The organism is Sphingomonas pollutisoli, assembly GCF_029167165.1.
GTDB lineage: Bacteria > Pseudomonadota > Alphaproteobacteria > Sphingomonadales > Sphingomonadaceae > Sphingomonas > Sphingomonas pollutisoli.
The window spans coordinates 70,615-94,685 of the sequence record NZ_JARFNJ010000009.1 but is presented as its reverse complement, the minus strand read 5'-3'; the positions used below and the strand labels follow the sequence as shown (position 1 = coordinate 94,685).

24 protein-coding genes are annotated in these 24,071 nt (G+C 63.6%); 22 read left to right on the top strand and 2 right to left on the bottom strand.

What is annotated here, in order from left to right; genetic code table 11:
- The first annotated feature begins 85 nt into the window (after nt 1-85).
- The 20 genes from PX554_RS19050 (at nt 86) to PX554_RS18955 (ending at nt 18,819) form a co-directional block, all read left to right on the top strand.
- Entirely contained in the window at nt 86-5,242 is a 5,157-nt protein-coding gene (locus PX554_RS19050) for a helicase-related protein (RefSeq protein WP_275504060.1), read from the top strand.
- Between the two features lie 140 nt (nt 5,243-5,382).
- Nucleotides 5,383-6,078 (top strand): DUF5983 family protein, encoded by a 696-nt coding sequence (locus PX554_RS19045; RefSeq protein WP_275504059.1) that lies wholly within the window; start codon nt 5,383-5,385, stop codon nt 6,076-6,078.
- 92 nt (nt 6,079-6,170) lie between these two features.
- Nucleotides 6,171-6,818: a hypothetical protein gene (locus PX554_RS19040; protein ID WP_275504058.1), complete on the top strand. Its 648-nt coding sequence runs from the start codon at nt 6,171-6,173 to the stop codon at nt 6,816-6,818.
- 12 nt (nt 6,819-6,830) lie between these two features.
- Nucleotides 6,831-7,292 carry a hypothetical protein gene (locus PX554_RS19035; RefSeq protein ID WP_275504057.1) on the top strand — a complete coding sequence of 154 codons (462 nt, stop codon included), beginning with the start codon at nt 6,831-6,833 and terminating at the stop codon, nt 7,290-7,292.
- Nucleotides 7,273-7,818 carry a hypothetical protein gene (locus tag PX554_RS19030; protein WP_275504056.1) on the top strand — a complete coding sequence of 182 codons (546 nt, stop codon included), beginning with the start codon at nt 7,273-7,275 and terminating at the stop codon, nt 7,816-7,818. The genes PX554_RS19035 and PX554_RS19030 overlap by 20 nt, the downstream gene beginning before the upstream one ends.
- A 159-nt stretch (nt 7,819-7,977) precedes the next feature.
- On the top strand, nt 7,978-9,462 hold the full coding sequence (locus tag PX554_RS19025) for a DUF3560 domain-containing protein (protein WP_275504055.1): 1,485 nt from the start codon (nt 7,978-7,980) through the stop codon (nt 9,460-9,462).
- Entirely contained in the window at nt 9,459-10,175 is a 717-nt protein-coding gene (locus tag PX554_RS19020) for a methyltransferase type 11 (RefSeq protein WP_275504054.1), read from the top strand. The genes PX554_RS19025 and PX554_RS19020 overlap by 4 nt, the downstream gene beginning before the upstream one ends.
- 29 nt (nt 10,176-10,204) lie before the next feature.
- Entirely contained in the window at nt 10,205-12,307 is a 2,103-nt protein-coding gene (locus PX554_RS19015; protein ID WP_275504053.1) for an ATP-binding protein, read from the top strand.
- Between the two features lie 277 nt (nt 12,308-12,584).
- Nucleotides 12,585-13,121 carry a hypothetical protein gene (locus PX554_RS19010; protein ID WP_275504052.1) on the top strand — a complete coding sequence of 179 codons (537 nt, stop codon included), beginning with the start codon at nt 12,585-12,587 and terminating at the stop codon, nt 13,119-13,121.
- A gap of 2 nt (nt 13,122-13,123) precedes the next feature.
- Nucleotides 13,124-13,420: a hypothetical protein gene (locus tag PX554_RS19005; protein ID WP_275504051.1), complete on the top strand. Its 297-nt coding sequence runs from the start codon at nt 13,124-13,126 to the stop codon at nt 13,418-13,420.
- Nucleotides 13,417-13,782 (top strand): hypothetical protein, encoded by a 366-nt coding sequence (locus PX554_RS19000; protein ID WP_275504049.1) that lies wholly within the window; start codon nt 13,417-13,419, stop codon nt 13,780-13,782. The genes PX554_RS19005 and PX554_RS19000 overlap by 4 nt, the downstream gene beginning before the upstream one ends.
- 20 nt (nt 13,783-13,802) lie before the next feature.
- Nucleotides 13,803-14,438 (top strand): ATP-binding protein, encoded by a 636-nt coding sequence (locus PX554_RS18995; RefSeq protein WP_275504048.1) that lies wholly within the window; start codon nt 13,803-13,805, stop codon nt 14,436-14,438.
- Nucleotides 14,439-14,601: 163 nt separating this feature from the next.
- Nucleotides 14,602-15,030: a hypothetical protein gene (locus PX554_RS18990; RefSeq protein ID WP_275504047.1), complete on the top strand. Its 429-nt coding sequence runs from the start codon at nt 14,602-14,604 to the stop codon at nt 15,028-15,030.
- Nucleotides 15,027-15,221 (top strand): hypothetical protein, encoded by a 195-nt coding sequence (locus PX554_RS18985; RefSeq protein ID WP_275504046.1) that lies wholly within the window; start codon nt 15,027-15,029, stop codon nt 15,219-15,221. Before PX554_RS18990 ends, PX554_RS18985 begins: the two co-directional genes overlap by 4 nt.
- 76 nt (nt 15,222-15,297) lie before the next feature.
- The gene (locus PX554_RS18980; RefSeq protein ID WP_275504045.1) at nt 15,298-15,486 is read left to right on the top strand and encodes a hypothetical protein; all 189 of its coding nucleotides are present in this window, start codon (nt 15,298-15,300) and stop codon (nt 15,484-15,486) included.
- Nucleotides 15,487-15,675: 189 nt separating this feature from the next.
- On the top strand, nt 15,676-16,047 hold the full coding sequence (locus PX554_RS18975) for a hypothetical protein (protein WP_275504044.1): 372 nt from the start codon (nt 15,676-15,678) through the stop codon (nt 16,045-16,047).
- Between the two features lie 330 nt (nt 16,048-16,377).
- The gene (locus PX554_RS18970; RefSeq protein WP_275504043.1) at nt 16,378-16,947 is read left to right on the top strand and encodes a hypothetical protein; all 570 of its coding nucleotides are present in this window, start codon (nt 16,378-16,380) and stop codon (nt 16,945-16,947) included.
- Nucleotides 16,948-17,092: 145 nt separating this feature from the next.
- Nucleotides 17,093-17,743 (top strand): antitoxin of toxin-antitoxin stability system, encoded by a 651-nt coding sequence (locus tag PX554_RS18965; protein ID WP_275504042.1) that lies wholly within the window; start codon nt 17,093-17,095, stop codon nt 17,741-17,743.
- 41 nt (nt 17,744-17,784) lie between these two features.
- On the top strand, nt 17,785-18,216 hold the full coding sequence (locus tag PX554_RS18960; RefSeq protein ID WP_275504040.1) for a hypothetical protein: 432 nt from the start codon (nt 17,785-17,787) through the stop codon (nt 18,214-18,216).
- 102 nt (nt 18,217-18,318) lie between these two features.
- Entirely contained in the window at nt 18,319-18,819 is a 501-nt protein-coding gene (locus tag PX554_RS18955) for a hypothetical protein (RefSeq protein ID WP_275504039.1), read from the top strand.
- 96 nt (nt 18,820-18,915) lie between these two features.
- Here the strand turns inward: PX554_RS18955 and PX554_RS18950 are convergent, their stop codons facing one another.
- Both PX554_RS18950 and PX554_RS18945 read right to left on the bottom strand, forming a co-directional pair.
- Entirely contained in the window at nt 18,916-19,305 is a 390-nt protein-coding gene (locus PX554_RS18950) for a hypothetical protein (RefSeq protein WP_275504038.1), read from the bottom strand.
- A gap of 112 nt (nt 19,306-19,417) precedes the next feature.
- Complete coding sequence (locus PX554_RS18945) at nt 19,418-19,951, bottom strand: hypothetical protein (RefSeq protein WP_275504037.1); 534 nt, start codon at nt 19,949-19,951, stop codon at nt 19,418-19,420.
- 123 nt (nt 19,952-20,074) lie between these two features.
- On the opposite strand from PX554_RS18945, the gene PX554_RS18940 reads away from it, so the two are divergent.
- Both PX554_RS18940 and PX554_RS18935 read left to right on the top strand, forming a co-directional pair.
- Complete coding sequence (locus tag PX554_RS18940; RefSeq protein WP_275504036.1) at nt 20,075-21,682, top strand: hypothetical protein; 1,608 nt, start codon at nt 20,075-20,077, stop codon at nt 21,680-21,682.
- Entirely contained in the window at nt 21,679-24,003 is a 2,325-nt protein-coding gene (locus tag PX554_RS18935; RefSeq protein ID WP_275504035.1) for a phospholipase D-like domain-containing protein, read from the top strand. The genes PX554_RS18940 and PX554_RS18935 overlap by 4 nt, the downstream gene beginning before the upstream one ends.
- The last annotated feature ends 68 nt before the right edge of the window (nt 24,004-24,071 follow it).

Genomic DNA, 24,071 nt, shown 5'->3' with positions numbered 1-24,071 from the left:
TCTCGCGCCCTGCGGCGGTCCGGTCTCCTGCGGGGTCCGGTTTGCCGCGCCGCGCCCGCGAGACCCCCAGAAAAGGAAGCACCCGATGCGAAACAGTGCATCCGCGCTGGCTCTCCAGCTCAGCCTCGACTTCGACCAGATCGTCGCTTTCGCCAGCGAGGCCATCGCCCGTGACAGCGGGCAGCCACCGGTCTTCGTGCCGGCGGCAAACACTCATGCCGCCGCGTCGTGCGCGGCGTCGTTTGATTTCTCCTTCGCCGGACCCCGGACCCTGGCGCCGGGCTGGAAGGGTCGCGCGCACGACAATATCGAGGCGATCGGGCTTCTGAACCTTCTGGACCGCGAGCAGAGACCGGCCACCAACGCCGAGCAGGAACGCATCGCCAAATTCATCGGCTTCGGCGCGTCCGAGCTTGCGAACAACATCTTCGCCGATAGTTCGGACGGGTTTCGCGATGGCTGGGAAGATCTCGGCCGGAGACTGATTGCCGAAACGACCGAGCAGGAACTCCAGTCGCTCAAGCGCGCCACGCAATATGCCCATTACACGCCCGAATACATCGTCCGGGCAATGTGGGAAGCGGCCCGCATCCTTGGCTTCACCGGAGGGCAGATCCTCGAGCCGGGATGCGGCAGCGGCCTGTTCATGGGGCTCCGGCCCGACGATCTCTCCCACGACACCGTCTTCGTCGGCATCGAGAACGACCCCGTGACGGCCCGCGTCGCGAGCGCGCTGTATCCAAACCAGTTCATCCGGTGCGTCGACTTCGACAAGGCATCGCTGCCGGGGGACTTCGACCTTGCGATCGGCAATCCGCCATTCTCGAACCTCACCATCCACAACAAGAGCCCGCTCGGGCGCCTCGGCCTCTCGCTCCACGACTTCTTCATCGCAAGGTCACTCGAGCAGCTTCGTCCCGGCGGGATCGCGCTGTTCGTGACCTCGCGATATTCGCTGGACAAGAGCGACCCGAAAGCCCGCCTCCATATGGAGTCCATCGCCGACTTCCTGGGGGCAGTACGCCTCCCGAGCAAGGCCATGAAGGAAGAGGCCGGCACAGACGTCGTCGTCGATATCCTGTTCTTCCGGAAGCGTGCGCCCGGTGCGCCATGCGTCGTAAGAAACTGGATCGACCTCGCCGAAATCCCCGACAGTGACGAAGGCTTCGGGCCGCTCCGCATCAACAGCTACTTCCTCGACCATCCCGATCACGCTCTCGGGGTCCATCAATGGCGAAGCGGCCAGTTCGGCATGGAATATTCCTGCGCGGCCGAACCATGCATCGAACTGGAAACCATGCTCGCGTCGACTCTTTCGGCGATCGCGTCGAAGCACGAGGGCACCTACAGCGCGCTCGCTCGCTCGACATCACTGCGCGAACGGCTCGATATCGCCGTCGATGTGGAAGTCGGCACCGCGGCCGACGAAGCTGACTTCAAGGAAGGCAGCTATCTCGTTTCGCGCGGCATCCTGTACCAGATCGTCGACGGGGTTCCCGCCGAAGTCAGCGTCAAGACCGGCCGCGGCGACACCGGCCTGTTCCAGAAGCACGCCAACATCATCAGGGGCCTGATCCCCATCCGGGATACCGTTCGCTCGATCCTGCGCGCGCAGCTCAATGACCAGCCCTATGCCGGTCTGCAGGAAACGCTGCTCAACCACTATCGGCACTTCATCAAGAAGCACGGGCCGATCAACCGGACGATCACCAGCATCCGCACCGATCCGGAGACCGGCGCTGAAAAGGAGTATCAGCGGCGTCCGAACCTTCAGCCCTTTCTCGATGACCCCGACGTCTGGCTGGTCGCCTCGATCGAGAGTTACGACGAAGCCAGCGATGCCGGCGTCCCAGGCGCGATCTTCACCGAACGCGTCGTCAAGCCGCCGATGGTCCAGGAAATCCACTCGGCTCAGGACGCCCTTGCCCTGTCGCTCCACGATCGCGGACGGGTCGATATTCCTCTGATCGCCGGCCTGCTCGGCGTCACCGAAGCAGAAGCGCTCGCGGACCTCGCGGACGACGTCTATCTCGATCCGCTCCGCAGCACGCCGCATTTCGACCATTGGGTGCCGGCCGACGAAGCACTTTCCGGTCCGGTCCGTACCAAGCTCGCTCTGGCGCGCGAGAAGGCCGAAACCGATCCGCGGTTCGCTGTCACCGCAACCGCGCTCGAGGCGGTCCAGCCGATCGACCTCAAGCCGAGCGAGATTACCGCGCGCCTCGGCGCTCCCTGGATTCCGGTCGACGTCATCGAGACGTTCATCGCCGAGACCATGGAGGTCACCACCCGCATCCATCACACCGTGGCGGTCGCGAGCTGGACAGTCGATAAGGCGCCGTTCCTTGGCCACGTCAGCTCGACCTCGATCTGGGGCACTGCGCGCCGTGGCGCTGCCGACCTGCTGGAAGACGCCCTCAACTCCCACATCCCCAAGATCTACGATATCCACCGCGATGCGGACGGTTCCGAGCGGCGCGAACTCAACACGACCGATACCGAGGCCGCCAAGGAGAAGCTCGCGGCAATCAAGTCGACCTTCGAAAAGTGGGTCTGGCAAGAGAGCGAACGCGCCGACCGCCTGGTCCGAATCTACAACGACGCCTTCAACAACCTCGTGCCCCGCACCTTCAACGGCAAGCATCTCAAGCTGCCGGGCGCCTCGACCACGATCCGGATGCGCGACCACCAGAAGCGCGTCGTCTGGCGCATCGTCGCCGCGGGCTCGACCTACGTCGCCCACAGCGTCGGGGCAGGCAAGACCTTCAGCCTCTGCGCCGCCGTGATGGAGCAGCGCCGTCTCGGCCTTGCCAACAAGCCGATGATCGCGGTGCCCAATCACTGCCTGGCACAGATCGCGCGCGAATTCCTGATGCTCTATCCCACGGCACGGATACTCGTTGCCGACGATACAAACTTCGTGAAGGAAAAGCGCCAGCGGTTCCTGGCGCGCGCCGCGACCGGCAACTGGGACGCGATCATCATCACGCATGATGCGTTCAAGTTCATCCCGACGCCTGCCGCCTTCGAGAAGCGCCTCATCGAGGATCAACTCGCCAGCTACGAGGTGCTGATCACGGGCATCGAGCAGGAAGATCGTGTCTCACGCAAACGCGTGGAGCGCCTCAAGGAAGGCCTCAAGCAGCGGCTCGAAAATTTGCAGGCCCGCAAGGACGATCTCGTGCATATCGGCGAGATCGGCATCGACCAGATCCTTGTCGACGAGGCGCAGCAATTCCGCAAGCTCACCTTCGCCACGAATCTTGGCGACCTCAAGGGGGTCGATCCGGCCGGCTCGCAGCGCGCCTGGGACCTCTATGTGAAGACCCGCTATCTGGCCGGCATCAATCCCGGACGCGAACTGATCCTCTCGTCAGGCACGCCGATCACCAACACCCTGGGCGAGATGTACACGCTCCAGCGGTTCATGCAGCCCGACGAACTCCACGCGAAAGGCATGCACGAGTTCGACGCCTGGGCAGCGAACTTCGGCGACACGCGCACCGAACTCGAGCTTCAGCCGAGCGGCAGCTACAAGCCCGTCACCCGCTTCTGCGAATTCGTGAACGTCGCCGACCTCATGGCGATGTACCGCAGCGTCGCGGATGTCGTGCTGAAAGACGATTTGCGCCAATATGTCCGCCTCCCGGCCATCATGGGCGGGAAGCGCAAGATCATCGTCGCAAAGTCCGGCGCACCCTTCAAAGCCTATCAGCGCGTGCTGGCCGAGCGCATCAAGGCGATCGAGACCCGTAGCGGCCGCCCGCAGAAGGGCGACGATATCCTCTTGTCGGTAATCACCGACGGCCGGCATTCAGCGATCGATCTGCGCTTCGTCGACCCTGTCGTCGGGAACGAGGAGGGAAACAAGCTCAACCTCCTGATCGAAAACGCTTACCGCATCTGGCGCGAGACGAGCGACAAGCGCTACACCGATCCCGAAACCGGCAAGCCCTATCCGCTTCCCGGAGCCGTGCAGATGATCTTCTCCGATCTCGGCACCGAGGCCGCGCTCGAAACCCGCGGCTTCTCCGCCTATGTCTGGATCCACGATCGACTGGTCGAGATGGGCGTCCCAGCCGACCAGATCGCGTTCATGCAGCACTACAAGAAGAACAGCGCGAAGCAGCGCCTGTTCAACGACCTGAACCAGGGGCGAAAGCGCTTCGTCCTTGGCTCGACTGCCACCATGGGAACCGGCGTCAACGCCCAGCAGCGGCTGATAGCCCTGCACCACCTCGACGTTCCTTGGCTGCCCTCCGACATCGAGCAGCGAGAGGGCCGAATCGAGCGCCAGGGCAACCAGAATGACGAGATCGAGCTCTATGGCTACGCGACCAGCGGCTCGATGGATGCCACCAACTGGCAGATGCTCGAACGCAAGGCGCGCTTCATCGCCATGGCCATGTCGGGCGATCGGTCCATCCGCCGGATCGAGGACGTCGGCTCCAACGTCAATCAGTTCGCGCTGGCGAAGGCGCTTGCGTCCGGCGACGACCGCCTGATGAAGAAGGCCGGGCTCGACGCCGAAGTGGCGCGCCTCCTGCGACTGCGCGACGCCCACATCGACGACCAGTATAATATCCGCAGGACGATCAGGCGAACGACCGATGAAATCGAGAGCGGCCGCCGGCAGATCGCCTTGCTGGAATCCGACATCGCGCAGCGCGTCCTTACCGATGATGATGCGATCATTTTCGAGACAGATGGCAGGACCATGACTGATCGCAAGGCCGTCGGCGAGCATATCCTCCGCCTGGCCAACCAGATGCGCTTGCGCAGCGCTCCGGCTCGCTGGTTGCTCGGAACCTTCAACGGTCTCGAGCTGGAAATTCTGGGCGCCGAAGACAGAGATGACGAAGGCCAGCGGTGTATCTCGAGCGCCGCCGTCATCCAACATCATGGTGAGCATCGCGGCTTTGAAATCACCGAGAAGACACGACCGGGCACGGTGGTCGGCCGTATCGAATCCTCCATTCGCAATCTCGACGCCGAACTCGCCAACCTCAAAGCAAGCCTCGAGGCCGCCGAGCGACGCCTCCCGGCGTTCGAGGCGCGCCTCGGTCAGGACTTCTCCGACACCGCGTTGCTCGAAGAGAAACTCCAGGAACTGGCTGATCTCGAAGCCGAGCTCGCGAGCACCAAGGGCGAGTTCGACCCTGGCAACGACAACGCACCCTTGATCGGCCTTGGCGAAAATCAGGGCGAGTTGCTGCCAGCCCCGGCCGTCTCCGCAGCCTGATCGCCGGAACGCAGGACCTCATTCCGGAACACGCGGTAATCGGCACCGATACCGGTGTCGTCGCCATCGCACACCGCCGGCGCGCAGAAATGTAGTGCCTCCCAGCTCAATCGCTAACCCCAATCAGCAAGGATAGACCCGTGGTCGACCAAACACGATCCGCGCACCTGGAGTTGCTGGCGCGCGCCAAGACTGCCCTCGCGCCCCTTGCAGAAACCTCCGGCGCAATCTCCGATCTCATCGTCGATATTGAAGCCGCCATCGGACAAATCAGCCAGACGATCGTTCCGTGGCCCGTTCCCGTCTATCTCGCCATGATCGGCCATTGTCACGGGACCAGCGTCGCAGCCGCGGTCAGCCACAAGGGGCTGTTAGACCAGGTCGCTGCATTCTGCCGCTCGCAATGGAATGCGATCAACGACGACCGTGATCCCGCCAGCCTCGACGATTCCATCGTTGTGCGCGACTACTTCAATCGTCATCCCGAGGACCAGTTGATCAGCCGCATGGAGTGGATCGAACCGGACCTTGGATACGATCCCGAACATCTCGAAATCGGAAACTATCTCGCTCTGTCATCGAGCCACCTTTCATGGCGGACGACACTGAAGATCGACGCTTGGATGAGAGTCGACCCGTCCGATCGCCCCGTCAACGTCGTCGCCACCCATTATGGCTGGTTCATCTGCGCGGAATTGTCCTCGTTCGGCGACCATATGGAGATCCCTGACGATCTTTTCCATGCGCTGACATTCGCGCGGGATCGGGGCTGCAACTATCTGATCCTGGACCGCGATGCCTCGACGACCGACCGGCTGCCATGTTTCGCGTGGTGACCGACTGACGAGTGGTGACCGCCTGACAGGAGGGAAGGGGGAGGGGATTGGGGCGGGCGTGAAGATGCGTCCCGACCTCAGGAGAAATCCCCATGTCCTACGATCTGGTCTTTCGGCACCAGCAGGCGCTCGACCCTTCGGCGCTTCCTACCCTGGCAACCGCCCTCTTCGCGCTCAATGCCGCGATCGAGGACTGCCGCAACGCCGGGCGACCACAAGACAGCGATCCGGCCGTCATCCTGCTCGCACGCCACCTCGGCGCTATCGCCTCGGAGATCGAGGATTCCGATGTCGAACTTCGACGTGCCTGCATCGACGCCATTGCCAACATTCGGCGCAAGCCCGCGCTGATCGCGCTGGCCCACAAGGGCGTCGCCTATGACGAACCCGCGAAGAAGCTGTTCCACAGCGACGGTCGCAAGGCATTGCGCGCGCTGGCCGACGCGCTGGGGCTCGCTGAGGACAGCTATGACCTTCGTTCGAACCGCGCGGGCATTGCGGTAAGCGGTGAAGTGACCCTTCACGGCGCGAGCATCTACGTGCAGCTCAGCCTCGGGGTCATGGGGCGTGGCCGCGAGGTGCTGTTCCGCAAGGTTACCGGCCGCCGGGACTATGTCGGCGATCGCAACCACTGGGCGTCGGTCGAAGAGCTGGTCCAGCCGGTGCGATTCGCGGCGCGCATCCGTCGCGAACTGCATCTTCCCCAATCGGACGCCGCGGCAACGCTGCTGGTCGCCTGAAGGAGATCCACCATGGACATCATCGTCACCCGTTCCCGCATTGCGGGGACGCTACCGCACTATGTCTATCGCGCGCTGGTGCCCGCCGACACGGTATCCGCCGAACGCCGCGCGCTTGCCGGTACCGTTTCCGGCCCGAAATGCGTCGGGCGCGTCCCATGCGTTCGCATTGCCCCTCTGCTGGCGCCAGTGCGCTATTTCGAGATGCAACATGCCGAGCGAGACGGGCTTGCTCCCCGCATCGGTCTCCTCGGGCGCCGGATCGAGACACTGATCATCCGGGCTAATTTCCCCGAGATGACCGCAGGCTCGCTGCCTATCGTGTTCCAGCTCGATGATGATCCCGGTGATGCGTTCACCTGGATCGCCATCAACGACCTTACGGGCGCCTTCGACCGACTCGAGCCCGATCTCGACATCCTCACCGCCTTCGATCTCGGACTTCGCGACGCCAATGGCCGCCGTGCCGCCTGACACTCGGCACCAATCTTCCGCCATCCCGAACCGGAGTATCCATGTCATGACCGTTATCGGACATAATCTGATCCGCAGGGTCGAGAACTTCGACGGCTATGAAGTCCTCGCCCATCCGCTTCCCAGCCGCGACGACCGCGTCTTCCATCGCGGCGAATCCGAAACTTCGCACGTCTCGGTCACCTACGCATCCCACGACGTGCGGATTGCCCGACCAACGGGCATCGGGAGCAGAGGCCGACTTGCGATCCTGATGCACCATGGCGGTGGCCGTCATGTTCTCGAATTCTACGAAAGCGCCTTGCCGATCGCTTCGGCGCTGCTCGCCCTCCCGCAGCGGGAGCAATATGCCCTCGCATACGCGCTCTTCGAGCAGGCCGATGAATGCTCCGATGGCGCCCGCGCAGCCGAAGCAAAGCGATGGGCCGATGCGTTCGTGGACGGCCGCATTCGCAAACGCCGCAGCGGCGGCAAGCGCTACGTCCATATCGAAACTCCGGACGAAAAGACACTTCGGCTTTCCTAGCCCTGCCTGAAGTTCGGGTTCCCGCCCGACCAGTTCGCCGGCTCGCCGCCAGGCGATCGCTCAGATCCTCAAGCCATCAGCCGCGCCGATCTCCCATCGGCGTGATGCACCGATTTGGCCCCGGCACATGGCGGCCGCTGCCCCTTGAAAGGACGATCAATGACCAGCTTCACCGCAACATACAGCCCCGAGGACAACAAGATCCGCCTCTATGCGTCGTCGCGTCTCGACGCCGAGACTTATGCACGGGTCAAGGAGGCGGGCTTCCAATGGGCCCCGAAGCAGGAGCTTTTCGTCGCTCCCAAATGGACACCGCAGCGCGAGGACCTTGCCGTCGAACTGGCGGGCGAAATCGAACCCGAAGAGATGACGCTCGCCGAACGCGCCGCGATCAAGGCCGAACGGCTCGACGGTCTCGCGCACAAACGCCATGCCCAAGCCAATTCCTTTGCGCGCCGCGCTGACGAACTCTCCCAAGCCTTCCATATGGGGCAGCCGATCCTTGTCGGTCATCATAGCGAGCGCGGCGCGCGCAAGACGCAGGAGCGCATGCATTCCGCCATGACCGCGTCGACCGGCGCGGAAAAGGCCGCGACCTACTGGCTCTACCGCGCCACCGGCGTCGAGCGCTTCGCCAACATGAAGAACGATCCGCGCACCCGTGCCAACCGCATCAAAACCCTGCTGGCCGAGCTTCGAGACCTGCAACGGGGTATCAACACGGCGCATGCGGCGCTGGCGATCTGGGATCGCTTCACGACCGACGAACAGATTCGTCATGCGCTCGGTAACATGGATACGCGCAAGACATGGTCGAACTACGATCTCTACTACAAAGTCGACAAAGGCGAGATCACGCCGGCGGACGCCCGGCAATCGTGCATCGAAGGGGCAACCCTCGCGGTCAATGGCCCGATCCGCCGCCGCTGGATCGAGCATGTTCTGAACCGTCTGGCATTCGAGCGTTCCATGCTCGGCGACATCCCGCGCTATGACGGTGAGCTTACGCCGGTCATCATCCAGGCGTTCGCACGCGAGCAGGGCGCCGAAGGCCCGAAATGCACAGTGCCCCATGCGGGGGTTTTCCGGCTTGAAAGCCCGGTTCCGCTTCCCGCGCATATCGCCCCGGAAGCCTCGCTCGCCTTGAGCGAGGATGGCTGGCGCGACCTGATGCAAGACAGCGGCTACACCGTGCCCGCCAGGACGGCGCGCCGCGCCTCGGCCAAGCCCGACGCCGTGCCGCTGATCAATCCGTCACAGGAACAGGCCGAGCAACTGCAGACGATATGGAACCTGCACATGGTCGCGGCATGCAAGGGCAAGCACAGCGCGGCCAAGCCCAACTCGATCTACGCGACGACCCAGGCCACCTATTCGGCCAATTCAAAGGGGGATTACGCCCCTTTCAAGACGATCGCGATCGCCGCCGACGGCCGCCGCGTGCGGACGGAATGGCAAAGACAGGAACGCGTGCGCTCCGGCGAACCGGTCGCCCGCATCCGCATTTCGACGATCGGCGCCGAATTCTACAAGCCCGACGCGCTTCTTGTCATCACCGACAAACCGACCAAGCCCCTGCCGATCGAGCTCGACACCCTCGAAGCAGCCGCGCGCCAAGCGGCGGGCGAGGAGGCGGCGGCATGAAACCGGGCGTTTACACGCGGCCCGCCAGGCCGATGCGGATCACGGTGAAGTTGCGGCCCGGTTTCGCAAATGTCGAGATCGCGCGAGTGCCCGAGATCATCGCCGTCGATAGCGCCACCGAATGCCATGTGACGCCGCCGGATGTCGCCGCGCGGATGGTGCGCTATCTTGGCGAAGTCGGCGACTATCTGACCCTCGAGCCGAGCGCCGGGACCGGTAATCTCTCGCGCGCCCTGATCGAAAGCGGGCACAGCCGCTACGAACTCGTCCAGGTCGAGCGCCATATCAAGCTTGCGGCCCAGCTCCACCGTTTCGGGACCGTGATCAACCGCTGCTTCCTCGAATATTCCGTCGAGGTACGCGGGAAAGTCGAGTTTCCCCGCGTCATCATGAACCCGCCGTTCCGCGAGGTGCGCAAGCATATCGCGGCGGCTCGCGACCTGATGGGCCCCCATGGACATGGCGAGGCGCCGACGCTGGTCGCGCTCGTGCCGATCACATTTCAGACCGACGGAATGGAAACGCTCGAGCATCTGCCCGACGACACGTTCGACACCGCGAAGGTACGGACCAAGATCATCCGCATTCGCTCCGACCCGCATCCGACGGAATCCGGACGAAAGCGATGGTCTTTTGAACCGTCGCAGATCGCACCCAGCGCAATCTCGACCGAGGATCTTACCGGTCCAGGCTCAGACCACATCGCCGCCTGAACTTTCCCCCAAGCGAAAGGACTTGCATCATGCAGGACTCCAATTGCGCCTTTGCGCTTGAAACCGCGGCCTGCCTCTGGGAGGCGGTGCTCTCCCTGCGTGACAGTCCGATCACCAATCCGGCCGACATCGAACGCGCGCTGCTCATCCGTGAATCCTTCGACGCCATCGGTACCGCCGCGCTGCGCATGACCGTGATCGGCTGGACAGATGCCGTTGACGCGGCTTGGGCAAAGGTCGCCGACGACTATGCGATGAGCTTTGACTGGGATTTCGTTCCCGACTGGATCATCCGCCATGTCGACTGGTCTGACCCGTGCCATCCCTGTTTTCGGCACGAGCCTGGCCATTCCTGCGACGAGGCGGACGAGACCGGAGGGGAGAAGGACGGGGATGGTTGCGACGAGGATGTCGCTGCAAATTCGGAGGCCTCCATGACCTTTCCTGCCACGATCAAGACGACGGTCGGTCAGTCCCTGATCACCAAAATCGGGCGTTTCTTCAACGGAAGCGTGTCCGACTGCCTGGCCGAGATAATCCAGAACAGCAGGCGCGCCGGCGCGACCCGTATCGATATCGCCAGAATCGAGAAGAACGACCGTCCGGTGCTCCGCATACGCGACGACGGGCGCGGCATTGCCGAACCGGCCAAGTTCCTCACGCTCGGCGATTCCGGGTGGAACGAGGACACCGCCCGCTCGGAGGATCCGGCAGGCATGGGCGTATTCAGTCTGGCGGGCCGCCACGTCACCGTGCGTTCCCACGCAGCCGAACTGGGTGCGGCCTGGCAGGCGACCATCACCCCCGACGCATGGGAAAACGGTAAGCCCCTCGACCTTATCCCGTCTTCCCTCTGCAAGGGCACCGAAATCGAGATCGACATGCTGGAAAGCTGGGGAAACGTGCTCCAACAGGCGGTGAAAGACGTCGCGCGCTTCTGCCCGGTGCCAATCTGGTTTGGCGAACACAGGCAGCCCCAGGAGAGCTTCCTACGGGAAGCAAAACGCGTCGAGGAATGGAAGGGCTGCCGCATTGGCATCTTCGTCGACGAATATCTTCTGAACCGCGAAAAGGTCCGGATCAACTTCCACGGTCTGACCGTTCCTTGCCGCCTGCCGCATATCCATGACGCCGACGGCGGTCGCGGCTGGTATGCCAAGGTCGACATCGTCGACGCGCCCCAGCTCCAGCTCGTGCTCCCTGCGCGCAAGGAAATGGTGCAGAACGCCGCCCTCGATGCGCTGCTTGACGCCTGCGAGGCGGCGATCTTCCGGACGATTGCCCGCGAAGGCCACCACCGGCTCTCCCACGCCGATTGGCAGCGCGCGATGGCGCTGGGTGTGACCTTGCCCGAAGCCGCGCCCTGGCTCAACGCTTGGACGCCCCGAACCGCGGAGACGGACGGTATTCTGCTCGGCGACAGGGTGGCCGGCGAGCCGATGATCCTGATGCCGACGGACCAGCCCCATATCGAACAATGCGTTGGCCGAGCCATCGCTTCGGGCCGGCCGCTCGGCGCGACGCCGGTCCACCCAGTCGACGATTTTGCAGGTTACGGCTGGTATGACGCCTTGCCGCGCGCCCTCGGCTATTCCTTCCGGATCGAACGAGGCGAGGGCGATGTCCTCGACTATGCCGCGGACACACAGCTACCGCCGAATCTTGTCTCCGGACGCGTCGATGGAATCACGCTCGAACTTGCCGTCCAGGAAAGGGGTTTTTCCGATGCCCCCGCCGAAATTATCGCGCTGCCCGCCGATCTTCTGATCGTCCCCGGCGATTGCTGGACCGATCTCGAGGAGGTCATCATCCTGCTCGGCACCGACTGCGCGATCACGCCCGGCGGCCTTGCTTCCCTGCTGGAATGCGCCTGCTTCTATCCCGATGAAGATAGCGATGCCGACAGCTATCACACCCAACAGGCGTCGTTCGAAATGCACGCGCGCTTTGCCGCCAACCTGCTGCTGCTAGGCGAGGACGCCGCGATCATAGAGCGGATCCGCGAGGCGATGCGTGAGCATGTTTCCTGGCTGATCCCCAAGGATCGCACCGTCGCCGTGCGCGCCATGAACTACCAGGTGGACGCTGCCTTTGCGAGTAACGACGAGGCGCCCGCGATCACCACCGCCTGAAACGGCTGCTCGGAACCGACCCGATCACGATCGAGCAAGGCAACTTCCACTCATATCCACCGCGAAAACAGCCGCTCGCGATCTTCACGCATATAGTGCCGCCACCGATCCCCCTTCGCCACCGCAGGATATGCCCGCCTGCCTGCCGCCAGGCATGCTCGACGTGCATCTTTCCAGCGGTCGGCGCTGCCCGAGCGGCGTGTCCATTACCCTCGCCACCGCGGGTCTCGCGAGCGGTCGTTCGCCCTTCACGACATCGCCATCAGGGAGACACAAGATGGCCAACACCTATCTGGAAACGGCGTTCAATGTGCCAGTGACGGCCGACGAGGCCGCGTTGCTCGAAGAATGTTTCGAGACCGCCGCAGAGATATCAGCCGGCTACGCCAGCATTCCACAGGAAGGGCTTGAGGCCGCAGGAAGCTTTTATGCATCTCGCAGCAGTCTGTTCAGGGCAACCTTCCCACCGCAGCCCGGCAACGACGATCCTTTCGTGACATTCCGTGCCCTCTGGTCCGATCCGGATTTTCCCTGCCTCGACGCGGACCTCACGATAAACGACGACCCCGTCGGCAAGGGACAGCTCGCCTATATACATGGTCACGAGGTCGACGTTTCGGCGCTCGCATCTCTGATCCAGAAAGTCTGCAAGTCGGCGCTGCCGTTCGGCTTCGAATGGGCTCTGGTGACCGATCAGGACAGACCGGGTGGGTTCGGCGGCGGCTATTACGTCGTCACCGAGACCGAAATCCTCGGCGGCTCGACGCGTTGGCTAATGAAGGAGACCCTGCGATCCTTCCGGGCGGGAGCATGACCATGGCGGACATGACCAGCGCCAGCGTGACGCTCTATGTCGAGGTTCTCGATGCACAGGCCATGTGGGATCACGCTCACAACGCATATGCCCTCGCGCATCTCGACCACAAGATCCATGACGAGGCACAGCCGACGCGCCTTGCCAGCGAGCTTCTTGCCGAGTTCGTATCCCTCTGCGGCACTCGCGAACAGCCGGACATCGGCGATTGCCTGCGCATGATCTTCGACCCCGGCGAAAGCCCGCCGGGAATCCTGATCGAGGACAGCTCCGCCAAGGTGGAGGGTCCACGTTCATGAAACCCGTCCTCAATCGACCCTGTGATGAGTGCCCGTGGCGCCGCAACCATCCTGCCGGATGGCTTGGCGGCTATCGGCCCGAGGACTTCACGCAGCAGATCCAGTTCGATGGCCCGCCGCTGCCTTGCCACAAGACCATTCCTGGAGACGGCACCGACGCACGCGCCATGTGCGCAGGCGCCCTTATCTTCATGCGGAACTGCGCCAAGGGCGCGCACCACCCCGACTATGGAGATGCACTCGAAACGGTCGAGCCGGATACGCAAACCGTCTTTCAATGGTCGCACGAGTTCCTCGACCATCATAACAATCCGCAGGCGTGGGCCGAACGCGTTCGCAGCCGGACGACCGACCGGCCATGACGTCGTTGGCCCGGTGACCGATGCCACGGCGGATCAAAGACGCCCGTGGAGGGAAGGGGGCGGGGGATGGTTGCGACGAGGAATTCGCTGCCTACCAGGAGGTTCTCATGCCATTTTCCACTACGATCCGCATCGCCGACAGCCAGTCCCGGGCGAGACCGGCCAACCGATGTTGCGGGTCGCTCACCGAAATCCTGGACGAACTGCTCCGCGTCGCACACCGAGCTGACGCCTATGAGATTCATGTCGAGACGTTCGACTATGAGGGGCGTCCGGTTCTCTCCGTCTATGACAACGGCTCGGGGATCGAGAGCCCGCGGGACTTGCTCGCACTGGATGCGATCGGGTGGCGCGAATCCCTGTCCCGTCCCGGAAATGATGACGCGATATCGCTTTTGAGCCTCGCAGGACGCCATGTGATCGTGCGGTCCGGTCCTGATGAAACCGAACGCGGATGGAGCGCGACGATACCGGCCGAAGCCTGGACCGGGGCAGCGCCGATCACGATCGAGCCCGACGCCGGCCTTCGCGGCACCAACTTCATCGTCGAGATCCCGGTCGCATGGCGCGTGGAGCTTGAAGACGCCGTGACGGCGGCGGCCCGGCACCTGCCTGTGCGGGTCTACTTTCACGCCAGATGGATGAATCGTCCCTGACCACGAGGGTCAGCCGATCGCCGGGCGTGCCGTCGCGAGTCCGCTCAGATTGGCGGACAACACACCGCCCGTGCGCGCCGCCGCCGAACAGCCCTTACCCAACCCGCTTTGACCGTGCCGGCGCGACGCGCCCCGCGGGCCATACCTTTCGAGGAATCCGCCCATGATCGACGATCAATTCGATGCCCTGGTCGACGACGCCACCCATGCCGTCAACAATCTCATTCCCGACCGATGGCTGACCGAGTTGGGCGATACCGACCGGTCGGACCTGCTTGTCCGCATCAATGACGCGCTAACGCCAATCCTGCATGACGCTTTCGATACGATCGTGCGCGCGAGCGACAAGCCGACCCGAGCCTGCACGATCGCCGCAATGATCTGCGAACTGCTCGAAACCCATATCGCCAAATGCGACGAAAGCGGCGATTGCGCCGTCGACCGGCCACCGCATGTGATCTCACAGGCTCATGGCACCAGCGCGAACATCGACAGCATCGCCAGCTGCGACGTCGAATCGGGGACGCAAATCTACCTTGTGCTGGACGACGGCGCCGCGTTCCGCATCACCGTCGAAGCGATATCCTCATGATCGAGATCACCATGGCGCTTCGGGCGCTCAAACGACTGGCGCTCGCTTCCACCCATCGTGAACTCGATACCGCCAGGATCGAGGCCGCCGATGTCCTTGACCAGGCCGGTTGGACCAGATCGGCACGCATCGTCATCGACGCCATCGGACGGCCGCTTGTCTGCGATGAAAGGGGAAGTCCGCCGGAATAGGTCTGGCTCCACCATCAGCCGCGCCCGCTCGACGGGACGCGGCGCTTCCGCACCACCAATCCACATGGAGAACATCATGGCCCCTCTGTCTCCGGCCAGGGCCCGTCTGGCAGGCTTTCCGCACGCATATGCCTGTGCGATCCAGCGCCGGACCGCCACCGGCCGCAACCAGTTCGTGATCCGAACCCGCAATCCGATCCAGCCGTTCCGGGTAACGGAGACGCTTCCGGCCAGTGACGAAGATCTGGTCCTGCGCGTCGCCTGAACGCGACGTGCCACCCGGTGAAACCAGACTGGTTCGTCCCCGACCTCCGCTCTGGGACACCGTCACCGAATACCGGATTCCTCCAATAGCCTAAGGGAGACCCGACAATGCGTATCAGTCATCTTCAGGCGATTCGCCGACATCCTGCTCGGCGATGCCAAAACCCTTGCGCGCGGCTATCATGAGATCATGACCGACAACGGCGCGGACTTCGAAACCGCGGACGCACGCCGTCGGTGCGCGATCGCCGTCAATGCCGTTGGCATGGCCGTCGCCACCGACGGCTACCGCTCGGCCCTGAACGCGCTCGAGGCGCGACCGCGCGTCGAACCGAAATGCCATCGCTGCGGCAGCACCGAGCTGGTCCGCGACGCTTCGGCGGAATGGGACTGCGCGACCCAGCAATGGGTGCTCTCCGGCGTCTATGATTGCACGATCTGCCAGGCTTGTGAGGCCGAAAGCGATTCCTTATGCGACTGGCAGCCCTGCGCACCCAACACCGTTCAGCCCCCGCTCGCCGATACGACGGCAGCGCCTCGTGACCCGCAGGCCCCGCAGTAGGGCAATCCGACCATTGAAGCCGAAGGCCGACCCGTCGCGTGCCAGCACGCCTCAATGGCCGTGCCCGCCGTCACCGTAGATCACGGCCGCGGCACCTGTTCCGGCACGGCGCTGAGACCGACGCCGGCGCCCCCATCACCGATCGTTTCGAGGCAATCCAATGAATGGTGCCGATCAATATCCGATAAAGCCGGGCATGTGGATCCGAACGGAGGAGGACGAGAAACTCCTATTCCTGCGATACTCATCCACCGGCCATTGGGGCTTCTTTTCCGAGAGCAGCCATCACAGCGCGCGCGAGCACAAGCTGCCGCTCGCAGGTCTCAAACCATGGGACAAGGAACGCCGGACATGAAAACACATGCAATGGCCAGCGGACTTCGGATCACGCTGACGAAGACCGAATTGCAGGCCTTGCTCAGCCTTGCGCGCTCTGGCGCAGACCAGCTTGAGGCCGCTCGCCACTATTCTATCCTGCCCAAACGACAGGAGGCCGTGGCCCCCGACATCATCCAGGGCCTCGAACGCGGCCTGGCCTCGGTCCAATGGAAGCAGGCCGAGGCCAAGGCCAGGCGAGAGCAGCCCAAAAGGGAGGCCGAGCGCCGCGCTGCCCGCGAGCATCACGCCCGGATCGATGGCTATGCCGTCTGGGCCATGCTCGGCGACTGGACCGATATCTCCGATGATCCCGATCGCCGTCAGTGGGCGGATATGTTCCACCCCGACACCAGCCCTCGCGAGCAGGGCGAAATCAGGCGCAATGTCTGGCGGGTCTTCATCAGCAAGGGCAGCGCGGCATTGGACGACCTCCTGATCTTGTCCGGCGATTGCACCACGACCGCCGATCGAGACGAGATCGAGCAACTCGCGCGCCGGATCATCGCGAACCATCAGGAATGACCGCGTCCACGGCTTCCGGCCGCCCCGGCTGACAGCAGCCTATCAGGGAAGGACTACCCCTGAAAACCCACGCCTCCACGCCCGTGGCGCCGGTCCGCCGAGCGCATTCCCGTGGCCTCGGCAGTATCCCGGAAGGATCCAGACCATGCCCGAACTCATCGAGATCGAGACCTATCGCCTCGAAGAACTGCCGGAGGCCGCGAAGGTGAACGCCCGAAGCTGGTATCGGGAAACTGGCCTCGACTATGAGTGGCACGACTTCACATTCGATGACTTCGAACGGGTCTGTGACATTCTCGGTGTCAGCCTAAAGACCGACATAGTGCGCCTCCGTGGCGGAGCTACACGCCGCCAGCCGTGCATCTACTTCAGCGGTTTCTGGAACCAGGGCGACGGTGCCTGCTTCGAGGGCTTCTACTCCTATGCGAAGGGCGCCCACCGCCGCATACGGAGTCACGCGCCGCTGGACACCGAACTCCATGCTATCGCTGACTCCCTGCGGACCGTGCAGCGCCGCAACTTCTATCAGCTCAGCGCGGGTGTCACCCACCACGGGCGCTACTATCACGAACACAGTATGACGATTTCGGTCGAGCGCGACGGGACCTTTCTGGACGTGGCGGCCGACGCCGAAGAGGTGATCGCCGAAGCGCTGCGCGACCTCGCCTGCTGGCTCTATCGCCGCCTTAACGCGGAGCATGAATATCTCAGTTCCGACGAAGCGGTCGACGAAAGCATTAACGCCAACGGCTACCGCTTCACCGCGTCCGGCGAACGCTTCTTACGCATCGCATAGCCATTGCGAGCATCGACCGCCCGCGACAGGAGAGCAGACAAATGACCGAAACCATCCGACTGTCCGCCGATGATATCCGGCGGCTGCGAAATCTCGCCGAGCAGATCGCGCGGACAGAAACGGTTGCCGCCCGGTACACGATCGAGATCGCCGAGCGCTTTCATCTCACCACTGGACGAACGGCCCTCAATGTCCTCGCGATCAGCGACGATCCCGATTGGGAGGACACCGACCTCAACACGACACATCCCTGGTTGCGGATACGCGAGCGGCACGCGCTTGCTAATGGCCGGGCGTTGTTCGACCTCTACATCTATGAACGGCCCGCCTTTGGGGAGACCGGCGACCTTATCTGCTGCGTTCAGGCCGAACTCGATGCGCGGGGTCTCGCGGCGGTCCACGCCGAAAACGCGAGAGACATCTGGCGACGACCGGACTCGCCGGCTGAACTTCCGGCGGATCCGCCGCAATGACATTGCAGCATTGACCTCGGCGTCCGGCTACATCGCAGGATCGCGCCAACCTGTCCTCAACTGTCCTTGACTGGCGAGCACATGCGCGAACTATCCTCTCCCATGCGTCTCATCGATGATCTTGCGGCCAGGAGGCTCTATTATCAGCGATCTCTTGCGACGCTGCCCGACATCCTCCTGATCGAAATCCCGGCTCGCTTCGCAGGCAGCGGGCTTGCTCTTCATCGATATTATCCGGTTATCCTCGAAAGCCTCGACGAGCAGCAAGAGTTCGAAACGTTCCTGTGCGAGCCGCGCGCCACGCTGGTCCCTCCCGCGTTGCTGAACCATCGGCCCTCTGCTTTCCGCGCCGAGAATATTGTCTTCGCCCGCTACGAACCTAAGGCATTGCATTGGCCCTGGCTCCTGCTGTGCTGCTGGCCGCGAAACTATACCGCCATGGTGCCATCCCACAGCGAATTGTTCGCGCGCGGCACCTATACCCTCGAAGCCTTCACCAGCGCAGGCGAGGTCGACCTTGCGGAGGCCGAGCTGCTCGCAGCCCTCGGTCCCCATGAAGCGCGCCACGTCCGATGTGCGGCGGGGATGATCGGAAATGCCTGATCACCAACCCGCCCAGGGCCACGGGTATAGGGATCCCAATGCGCGGTGCCGGAGTGGGGCGATCGGCCGACCGATCACCGGGTTCCCTATTTTCAGCTATCGGCCGAGAATATCATCAATCGGCCGCGCCATGTCGGCGCGCCGCTTCATGAGTTCGGTGAGCCAGCAAAGATGCGCGGCCGCGTCGGCTAGAGGCAGTTCGCAAACTTCCTCGAACATCTCGCGCTGATAATCGAGGTTGCGCGCAAGGATGCCTCGAAGCCGCAGACGCGCTGGGCTGTCGTCAGCCTCGACTTCCTCATTCGCCTCACGAGCCGCATCGAGAAACGCCTCGGCCAGCTCTTGCGCTTCATAATAGCCGCCATCCAGACCCTCGCTCGAGGCGAGGCTCGCCAGCCGCCGGCGCACCAGCGGCAATTCCGGATCGACCGCCGCATCGTTGAGCGGCAGGTTGAAGTCATAGGCGGTGAGAAAGTCGCGGATCATCATCTGCTCCCTGGTACGGCGAGGGAACATAATGGCAACCTAAAGTCAAGCTTCGGATAAGTGACGCCGAATGCGCCGGGGGGATCGACTATCCGAAGCTTCCTGTCATTGGTCACGCCGGTTGCTCCGTATCGGACGCCTCAAACCGTTCGACGGCCAACTCAAAGGTTGCCGAAAGATCATCAAGCGGTTCGGGCTGCTTTTCGCCATAACGTGAACGCCCGCTTGTTGCGTCGGACAAAGCCTCCATGGCCCTGGACACAAGGTCAGCCCAGCGACTGTTGCGATTGAGCTGATCTTGAGGAAGGAGCGCCAGGCGTTCCTCCAACATCTGCATCGCTTCGCAGAGGGTGCGACCCGTCACATACGGCAACCAATCGGCTGAGAAGACGTAATCCATCGCGGGGATCATATCCAAATCACCCGCACTCGACAGATCGCGCACGATGTCGACCTGGCTCTCCCATAGTCCGAGCGCAGCCCACACACCTTTGCTGTAGCGGTCATCCCACGCCTGAAAGAAGAAGCCTTCTTCCGTCACCAGCTTTCCGATTCGATCAAAAGACATATCGTCCCTCTCGATTGACGTCGGCCCGCGATCCAGACCGGTCGCATGCGACCCTTGGTTGAGCGAAACGCGCTTCAATCTTCCCCCATGTCACGTGCGGATCGGTTGGAACAACCTTGGCCATTTTCGTCCTGATTCACAAACTCTGGTTGTTTTAAGCCAGGCCGCTCGATCACCGACCCGCATCCCCTGCCAGTGGGGATGCAGACCCTTTTTCGAACCATGATAGTCTATATCAAGGGGACGTTGTTGCCGGCGTCGGGTGTCATCCGGTGCGAACCACTGGGGGGCGGTTTGAATCTATTGCCGCAATGGACCGAAAAGGCCGACAAGCGCGGGCTCGATCCGCTCGGAATGCAGAATAGCGGGGTTCTCCTTTACCAGTCGCTTCTTCCCGGCATCAGCAACGTCACCCTGCGAATGCGCTATTACGGCTATTATTGCTGGGTCAGCGAGATCTATGCCCGACGGGGCGCCACCAGCGATTTCGAGGCCTGGCGCAACTGGGTGCGGCGCGCCGAGGCCCTCTATGCCCTTGTCTCGGCGCGCGCCGGCGAGACCGGTGTGGGCGGCGTCGACTGGGCGAATCGCCGGTTGGCCGCGGAAGAACGGGTCATCGACTTCGCCGCCGCAGCGTCCACCGACCCATCGCAGGAACGCTATCTGCGCCAGTCGCTCGGCGTCTTCGGCGGCGCTTATTATACGCAAATGGCCGAAATGGGCCTCTTCACGGAGAATCGGCACGGCATACAGGTCGCGACCCGTGACCTCGGCCGGCGCGCCGCCGGTTTGTTCGCCGACGCAATCGGAGCCGATCTCGCAAAGCTCCTGCGCCAGAAGATCGCCGATGCCCGGGTCAACATCCGCGACCTCGATCGCCTCGAGCCGATCACGCCCTCCCAAATCCTTCCTGAGGGCGAGGAGCGACGCTTCTACGAGGTCCTTCTCTTCGCGCGCACCGATGCTCCCGGAGAGGGCGCGGCGAGCCGTGCCGCTACGCTCAGCCTCATTCTGGATACGGCGCGTGCCATCGAAGAGTGGCCGGGCCCCGAAGACGTCCGGTGGCACCTCTTTGACCCGCCGCAGGATCCCTTGCCCCATCGCCTCGAGGCTCAGCGCCTCAGATGGGAGGCCTATCAATGCCAGGATCTGATGCAGGTGGCGTCGGCCGCCTTGCTCGCCTGGGCCATCGCGATCATCAATGCGGACGGGCAGGGCCAGACCCTCTCCGACATCCGCAACGAGGTGGTCGCCCATTTAGCCGGGCACGATGAGGGCGTGTTCGCGCGAAGCTGGCACGACCTGCGTCAGAGCATCGACCCGCCGACCTTTCCCTATCAGGGCCAATGGGATGATCTGACGGGAGCCCGCATCGCTCCCGCCGAGAAGGCCGTTCCTGCCATCACACTGATGGCCGCCCTGCACCAGCGACTTCGCACACGACCCGATCTTGCCGAGGCAGCCGCACGCGGCCTGCCGCGCCGCGGCACGGCACGATCGCTCCGAACGGAACTGGACTGGCTCGAAAGCCGAGAGACGGATGGCGTAGTCGACCGGATCGCCGACTACATGATCGAATGCGTCGTCCGTCGGCATAGCTGGGTCGCCATGCAGAAGCTGCGCCGGCAACGCGACTATACCTTCCTGTTCGAGCAGCGCGACGGTCGCCACTTCTTCCTCGCCGGATATCAGCCAGTCGCCACCACGCCGCGCCTTGCTCCCGCGATCCAGTTCCTCGCGGACATCCATCTCCTCGACGAGGATGGGCTGACTGCGCTCGGGCTCGACGCGCTGGACACGTCCCGATGAGGTTGCCCGACCGTCTCGGCCGTCGCCTCGGCCGACCCTTCCACAGCGCGATCGCGACGAGTTTTGCCGTCGAGTTCGCGGCCGTCGAGCAAATCCTCCTGCCGCAGTTGATGGCAAGCGGCGCCTCGAACCTCCTCCTCATCACCGACGCACGGATGGCCTCGCTCGCCCTTTCGGACGGATCGATCCTGCCGACCGCGCTCGGGCGCGACTACGCGCTCCACAGTCCGCCGGCAGCCGACGGGATTTTCCACCCCAAGATCATCCTGCAGATTGGCCGTAACAGCGCGCGCGCCTTCGTCAGTTCCGCCAATCTGACCGCAGCAGGTCTTGCCGGAAACGCCGAGGTCTCGATCGAGATCGAATGCAACGACGAAGACGGTCCCGAGCGCGAGATCGTCAGATCCATCTGGCGCTATCTCGACGCACTCGTGCCATCCTCCCCGTCGCCTGCGCGAGATGGCCTGCGCTGGGCAGGAGAGCGCGCCGCTTGGCTCGACGGTCCCCCCGGCCTGCTCCTGCAGGAACTGGACGACGGTTCGGCAATCGCGTTCGTCTCCGCGCCTGATGCAACGGGGATCGGCGATCGCTTCGTCTCCTTCGTCGGTGACGAGAAAGTCCAGTCGCTGGTGGTGATCAGTCCCTATTGGGACACCGATTTATCCGCCCTTGCCGATCTCTCCCGGCGCCTCGCGCCCAAGCAGATCATCCTTCCGATCGACGCCACGAGCCACGAATTTCCGGTCGACGCGCCGTTTGCCAGCAAACCGCGCATCGTCGAGCTTGGCTGGTCCAGCCGCCGCTTCACCCACGCCAAGATCATCGTAGCTTCGACCGCACGCCACGACCATGTCTTGTTCGGAAGCGCGAACTGCACGACGCCTGCGCTGGGGCGGGCGGGGGCCACCGGCTCCAATGCGGAGGCCTGCATCTATCGCAGGCTTCGGCGCGGCGGCGCGCGCGAAGCGCTCGGGCTCGATCGCTGGCTCGATGGCGACGCCATCGCGCTTGGCGATCTTCCGCCACGCGTCCCATCGACACCCATTCCCTTGAAAGCGATCGAGGCGCGCCAGCCCGGCACCTTCGAACTCGACGGTGCCGTCCTCAGCTGGCGCCCATTGGTGGGCGGGGTGGACGAGGGGCATGTCCAACTCCTCGACAATGCCGCGAACATGCTCGTGTCCATCCCCGTCGCTTCCTTCCAGCGTTCCGGTGACACGCGAACGGCATCGGTCGACCCGGAGGTCCAACGGACATTGTGCTTCGCCCGCCTGGTTTCCGGCGACTTCAGCTCGACTATCGCCCATGTCGCGCACCGCAACGCGCTACGCACCCGTCGCAGAGAAATGCCGACAGGGGCTGTCGCCCGGGCGCTCGCGCCTTTCACCGACGGGGCCGACTTCGATCTGTGGATGCATCAGGCCTTCGAGACACTCGCTCGGGCGGACTTCGAGCAAACCACCCAACCTCCTTCGCTTGCCTCCGCGCGCAAGACCCCGCGCAAGCGCGATGGCGAACCCCACGCACCCGTCTCGTTGAGCTATGAGGAGTTCGTGCAGACGCATCCTCGCGGGAGGCGAGCGGGTGCCGGGGACACGAACAGCCTCGCAGGAACCTACAGCGACAGCATTCGCGATTTCCTCAACCTTCTCTCCGGCCGAGCCGCCGCTGCGACCGCAACCGAAGACGATGATCCCACCTTCGACGACCCCACGGAAGAAGCGGGTGACCGCGATCCCGACGATGGCGCCAATGGTGGCGTCTTCGAGCGGCCGCGCCAGCCGGACGAGGAACCGGTTGATCCCGCCCCGATCGACGCGCGCCTCTATGAGCGCCACGTCACCGCCTATGCCGAGGGCCTCGAATGGGAGGAGGAGCCGCTCGGCCCGAGCGATGTGCTCCGGCTGCGCTTCTGGATCCTGTTCCTCCTCTACAAGGCCCGCTGCCCCGACCTCCCTCACGGCCTAGACGATTCGAGCGCGACGCTGAGCTGGCCGCGCTTCACCGTCCGCATCCTTGTCGCCTTCTTCTGTGGCCGCATGCCGGCGATCACCCGGCTCATGATGGCACGGGACTATAGCGGCATGCCCGTCGACTTCATGGAGTGCTGGATCACGGTGCTCTGGAGCCTTGATGCGATCGAAAGGTTGTTGGCCGACCGGCCGAAGGAGCGCCAGTTCCTCAAATATATCCCCGAGTTGCGCCGGCGAGTGGTCGCCCTGCTCGGCCTCTCTCCCGACGAGTTGGCCGGGTCGCTCGCCGGCGAGGTGCGCGAAGGGCTCGATCGTTCGGTCGGGCGGAGGCTCGCCCTTGTCCGGTAACGCGCCCGAAGAGTCCGCCCGGTTTCGATCCGCCCGACGACTATCACCTCGTGAACGCAGCCGAGGCA